This is a genomic window from Parvibaculum sp. (assembly GCF_049672805.1).
Lineage (GTDB): Bacteria > Pseudomonadota > Alphaproteobacteria > Parvibaculales > Parvibaculaceae > Parvibaculum.
On sequence record NZ_JBATWS010000438.1, the window covers coordinates 1 to 5162 of the forward strand.

3 protein-coding genes and 1 pseudogene are annotated in these 5162 nt (G+C 60.9%); 1 reads left to right on the plus strand and 3 read right to left on the minus strand.

Annotated elements, in window-relative coordinates:
* From WBF74_RS13680 to WBF74_RS13690, 3 genes and pseudogenes are all read right to left on the minus strand, one after another.
* A pseudogene (locus WBF74_RS13680) lies at positions 1 to 227 on the minus strand (hypothetical protein); the annotation flags it as partial.
* Positions 224 to 2068 carry a M3 family oligoendopeptidase gene (locus tag WBF74_RS13685; protein ID WP_424440854.1) on the minus strand — a complete coding sequence of 615 codons (1845 nt, stop codon included), beginning with the start codon at positions 2066 to 2068 and terminating at the stop codon, positions 224 to 226. The pseudogene WBF74_RS13680 and the gene WBF74_RS13685, both read right to left, overlap by 4 nt.
* Positions 2069 to 2235: 167 nt before the next feature.
* Complete coding sequence (locus WBF74_RS13690) at positions 2236 to 3078, minus strand: OmpA family protein (RefSeq protein WP_424440856.1); 843 nt, start codon at positions 3076 to 3078, stop codon at positions 2236 to 2238.
* Positions 3079 to 3546: 468 nt separating this feature from the next.
* On the opposite strand from WBF74_RS13690, the gene WBF74_RS13695 reads away from it, so the two are divergent.
* Positions 3547 to 5052, plus strand: a complete 1506-nt coding sequence (locus WBF74_RS13695; protein ID WP_424440858.1) for a sigma-54-dependent transcriptional regulator — start codon at positions 3547 to 3549, stop codon at positions 5050 to 5052.
* Positions 5053 to 5162 lie beyond the last annotated feature (110 nt).

Genomic DNA, 5162 nt, shown 5'->3' on the forward strand with positions numbered 1-5162 from the left:
GGCCCCTTGAGGCCGCCGAGTGCCACTTTCAATTCGCGCGCAAGCCGCGCATCGGCCTGATCGCCGCCAAAGAGCTGCGCACCCGCCGCGCGCGCGGCAAGTCCGCCGACACCTGCCGCTACCTTTGCATAGCGCTGCAGACGGCGGCCAAGCCGGTTCGCCTCGCGGTCGCGTCCACCATTCCCGGTTCCGCTGTCTTTCCCCGATCGGCGCGGGCCGTCGCTCATTCCATCGCCTCAAGCTCGTCGATAAACCGGCCAATGAGAGAAAGGCCGCGATCCCAAAAAGCAGGATCACTCGCATCAAGACCGAAGGGCGCGAGAAGTTCCTTGTGGCGCAGCGTTCCGCCCGCCGACAGCATCTCGAAATAGCGCTCCGCAAATCCCTCCTGCGCCTGCTCGTAAACGGCGTAAAGCGAGTTCACGAGGCAATCTCCAAACGCATAGGCGTACACATAGAAAGGCGCGTGGATGAAATGCGAGATGTAGCACCAATAAGTGTCATAGCCCTCGCCAAGATGAATGGCAGGGCCGAGGCTTTCGCCCTGCACCTCGAGCCAGATGCTACCAATATCGTCTGATGTCAGTTCGCCTTCGCGCCGCGCTGTATGGATGCGCCGCTCGAATGTGTAGAAGGCCGTCTGGCGCACCACCGTATTCAGCATGTCCTCCACCTTGGAGGCGAGCATCGCCTTGCGGCGGGCCTTGTCCGGCGCATCGGCAAGAAGTTTGCGGAAGGTGAGCATCTCGCCAAACACACTCGCCGTTTCGGCAAGGGTCAGCGGTGTGTCTGCCATCAACGGCCCCTGCTTTGCCGCGAGCACCTGATGCACGCCATGGCCGAGTTCATGCGCAAGCGTCATCACATCGCGCGTCTTGCCCTGATAGTTCACCAGCACAAAAGGATGCGCGCTTGGCACTGTCGGATGCGCAAAGGCACCACTCGCCTTGCCGGGGCGAACCGGCGCATCGATCCAGCCGTGCTCGAAAAAGCGGCTCGCAATATCCGCCATGCCGGGCGTGAACCCACGATAGGCATCAAGCACGATGTCGCGCGCATGTTCCCACGGGATGATGCGATCATCTGATTGCGGCAGCGGCGCGTTACGGTCCCAATAGTCAAGACGCTCAAGACCGAGCCATTTCGCCTTCATCGCGTAATAGCGATGCGAAAGATGCGGATAGGCGCGCCGCACCGAGCTTGCCAGCGCTTCGACCACTTCCGGCTCCACCCGGTTTGCAATGTGGCGCGACTGCGCAATATCGGTGAAGCCACGCTTGCGATCCTCGATCTCCTTGTCCTTGGCGAGCGTGTTTGTGATGAGTGTGAAGAGCGGCAGGTTCTGCCGGAACGTCCTTGCGAGCGCATGCGCCGCCTCTTCCCGCTTTGCGCGGTCCTTTTCGGAGAGGCGGTTGAGGGCGGCTTCCAGCGTAAGCGTGTCGCCGCCCACATCAAAGGTGAGGCGCGCCATGGTTTCATCGAAGAGGCGGTTCCAGGCCGCGCGGCCTGTCACGCTCTTCTCATGGAGCAGCGTCTCCACCTCGTCTGAAAGCTGATAGGGGCGCATGGCGCGCAGATCGCGCAACCAGGGCGCGTAATGCGCAAGCTCGGGCGTCTCAAGCGCCCGTGCAAGAACATCATCGTCAATCCGGTTAAGTTCAAGCGAGAGGAACAGAAGATCGGTCGAGATCGCCGTTATCCGTTCCTGAATATCGCCATAGAACTTGCCATTGGCCGGATTCGTATTGTCCTGCGCATAGAGAAGCCCGGCATAGGAGATCAGGCGGCCAAGCCGGTCCTCGATCTGCTCGGCTGTGCGGATGGCTTCGGCGAGGGTCTTGCCGCCTTCCGGCGTCGCTGCAACCTCCGCGATTCGGTCCTTGAAGCGGACCTTGAGCGCCTCGGCCTCCTTCGCGGCCCAGGCGAGGTCTGCCGCCACTTCAGGCGCGTCCATCCCCTTATAGAGATCGGAGAGATCCCAGACAGGAAGATTCCCCAGTTCCTCCTTCTGCGCCACAGCCGGCTCGGCGGGTGACAGGTGGCAGTCAGAAAGGCGGATAAGCGACATCAGGGGAACTCCGGGAAAGGACAGGAAGGAACAGGCCAAGACTTATATTGCCCGGCCTCGTGCCTCATTCAACCGCTTGCAGGGAAAGTGAGGGCGAAAGGACCGCCCAAAAGAAAAGGGCCCCTGCCGAAGCAGAGGCCCTGATCTTTATTGCTCGAATGCTGAAATCAGCAGCCCGAGACAACCGCGCGACGGTTGAGCGGCTCGCGCACACCGTCACCGGTCTGCACTGCAAGCTCCGTCTCACCACGCGACACGGCGGCGCAGAGTTCCTTGCCCTGCGCGGTGAGCGCATTGGCAACGGAGTTCGCACGGCGCTGGCCGAGAGCCTGGTTATAGGCGTTGCTGCCCGACGTATCGGTGTGACCGACAACCGAGAGCGGACCGGAAGTTTCAGCGACGATCTGGTCGATCACCGACTGGGCTTCAGGCGTCAGGTTGTACTTGTCGAAACCGAAATAGATGGTCCACGGGCCCGCAGCAGCCGGCGCCTCGGCGCAGGTGGCGAGAGCTTCGTAGAACGCGGCCTTTTCAGCTTCAACGCGTTCCGGCTGCACCGGACCGCCTTCACCGCCGAAATAGGAGCCGTTCACGCCGAGCTTGTTGTCGCTCGCCTGTTCGACCCAGCCGTCATAGTAGCGCTGTGCCTTGGCGCAGGCGCAACCACGATCCGTACGGCCGCCATTGTCGAGCGCCGCCATCAGCTTGGAGCGGGCGTCCTGCAGTTCGGGCAGATCGCTCGCAAGAACTCCCTTCGTAGAGGGATCGTAGGGGAGCACGGTTTCGCCGGCAGCCGCAGCGCGGCCCTTCTCGACGATCGCGGCCGTATCGACCCAGTTGCAGTCAACATAGGCTTCCGAAGTCGCCCTGTCCTGATATTCGCGAGCCAGGCACGCGTTGAAGGAATCACCCTGAATGTCCTGATGCAGGTACGATTCAGCTGTCCAGGTGCCGCAACCAGCCAGCACAAGGAAAGAACCCAACGCTATAAGCCGGGATATCATTTTCATCCCAATCTCCGTCGTTATTTCGCTTTGCCCCCCGACATTACGACGGGTGGCCCGGACCCCACCGGTAAGCCCTCATAAGTTCAATTTCATCGCATGGAACCGGCAAAATCTTCAACCTGTATTGCCGGAGCAGGGCAAGTTCCTATCGAGGCGTCACATGTCGGCAACAGTGTTGCCGGTCGGAATCTGTCGTTTACGGGCAAATCCTGCTTTTGCCACAGTTTAAACGTACCCGGATTATCCGGGTTGCACATGAAAGCCGGATAAAAGCTGCGTTTTCCGATTCCGTGTGACCCACCCGATGCCGGGGCCGCCCCCCGACTGTGCCAGCTTGTGCCACTCGCCGGAAATTATCGCCCTGAGGATTAAGGCGCCTTTTACTAATGCGCCCCATATTGGGCCAAACGATATGCAGGAAGCCTCTATTTGCGCTTTCCGCCCCCGGCACGATGCACCGAGGATAGTAATATGACCCAGGCCATTCTGATTGTGGATGACGACCCCGCCCAGCGGCGGATTCTGGAGGAAGTTGTCAATCGCGACGGCTACCGCGCCATCCCTGTGGAAAGCGGCGAGGCCGCCCTTTCCTATCTCGAAGGCCCGAGCGGTGCCGAAATCTCCCTGGTCGTGCTCGACCTTGTCATGCCCGGCATTGACGGCATGGAAGTGCTGAAGCGCGTCCATCCGCAAAAGCCGAACCTTCCCATCATCGTGCTCACGGCCCATGGCGGCATTGAAACGGTGGTGAATGTGATGCGCGAGGGCGCGTCCGACTTCGTGGTGAAGCCGGTCAGCCCGGAACGTCTCCATGTTTCGATTCGCAATGCGCTCAAGGTCAATGCGCTGACAGGCGAGCTCACACGGCTTCAGAAGCGCCAGCGCGGCCAGCTCACTTTCGCCGACATCATCGCGCCGAGCCGCGCGATGGAACAGGTGATCCGCCTTGGCAAGCGCGCCGCGCAATCGAACATCCCGATCCTCATTGAAGGTGAGTCAGGCGTCGGCAAGGAAGTGATCGCAGCCGCCATTCAGGGCGAGAGCGAACGCGCCGGCAAGCCTTTCGTCACCGTGAACTGCGGTGCCATTCCGGAAAATCTCGTCGAAAGCATCCTTTTCGGCCACGAGAAAGGTGCCTTCACCGGCGCTTCGGAAAAGCACACCGGCAAGTTTCAGGAAGCAAATGGCGGCACGCTTTTCCTTGATGAGATCGGCGAATTGCCGCTCGACATTCAGGTGAAGCTCCTTCGCGCGCTGCAGGAAGGCGAAGTGGACCCGGTCGGCTCGAAGAAGCCGGTCAAGGTCGATATCCGCCTGATCTCGGCAACGAACCGCGACATGCTTCAGATGGTGAAGGAAGGCCGCTTCCGCGAAGACCTTTATTACCGTCTCAATGTCTTCCCGATCCATGTGCCGCCGCTGCGCGAGCGCCGGGATGACATTCCCGAACTCGTCGCGCATTTCGTCCGCCGTCTTGCTGCCGAAGAAGGCAAGCCCGTTGTTGGCATCGCGCGGGACGCGCTCAACATGCTTTGCGCCTATGAATGGCCGGGCAATGTGCGTCAGCTTGAAAACACGATCTTCCGCGCCATCGTGCTCTGCGACGGCGAGATGCTTCAGATCTCGGATTTCCCGCAGATCGCAACTCTCGTCGATGGCTATGCAGAGGCCGCCCAGCCGGCAATGCCGGTGCAGCCCGCCTATTCGGCGCCCGCTGCCTCGGTCATCACACAGCCCATGCAGCCGCAGACACACACGCTTGCGGATTTCGCGCGCTCCAACTTCTCGGACGGTATTCCGATCACCGATGAAGCGGGCAATATGCGCAAGCTCGAAGAGATCGAGCAGGAAATGATCCGGCTCGCGATCGACAAATACAAGGGCCACATGACGGAAGTGGCCCGCCGCCTCGGTATTGGCCGTTCAACACTTTACCGCAAGGTGCGCGATATGGGGCTCGAAGTCCGCGAGGGCTGACGGGAGCCAACTCCTCGGGCGCTGCTTGAGAGGGGACAGACGGCGCGGGAGCAATCCCGCGCCGTTTCATTTCAGAGGCGGAAGACGCGCCGCGCCGTGCCGCCCAGAAA

Bases quoted from the DNA above. Each gene is read 5' to 3' on its own strand.
- WBF74_RS13685 (WP_424440854.1), bottom strand. From the start codon at position 2,068: ATGTCGCTTATCCGCCTTTCTGACTGCCACCTGTCACCCGCCGAGCCG.
- WBF74_RS13690 (WP_424440856.1), bottom strand. From the start codon at position 3,078: ATGAAAATGATATCCCGGCTTATAGCGTTGGGTTCTTTCCTTGTGCTG.
- WBF74_RS13695 (WP_424440858.1), top strand. From the start codon at position 3,547: ATGACCCAGGCCATTCTGATTGTGGATGACGACCCCGCCCAGCGGCGG.